Source organism: Oleiphilus sp. HI0117, from assembly GCF_001635235.1.
The window spans coordinates 1-265 of sequence record NZ_LWGA01001223.1; the positions used below are offsets into that span (position 1 = coordinate 1).

The 265-nt window shown below is 41.9% G+C and carries 1 protein-coding gene; it reads left to right on the top strand.

Annotated elements, in window-relative coordinates:
• Window positions 1-51: 51 nt before the first annotated feature.
• Window positions 52-265 (top strand): flagellar biosynthetic protein FliR (locus tag A3757_RS21370; protein WP_231878348.1); only part of this gene is annotated, 214 nt, incomplete at its 3' end.

The following is a 265-nucleotide window of genomic DNA, read 5'->3' on the forward strand; positions in this document are numbered from 1 at the left end:
AGTATTATAGGTGAAAACTCGATAGAGCCTTACTTATTGTGGGATATGTTGATGAGGATTAACTGGCTCTTTGCTTCGGCTCTGCTGGTTGCGCTGCCAGTAGTAACTTCGGTATTGATTGTTAATATCTCCTTTGGAGTTATGACAAGGGCGGCACCGCAGATGAATGTATTCTCGCTCGGTTTTCCAATCGGTATGATTTTCGGTTTTTTCATTCTTTGGGTGGGTGTCGGAAATGTTGATATGCTTTTTATTCGTTTTAGCG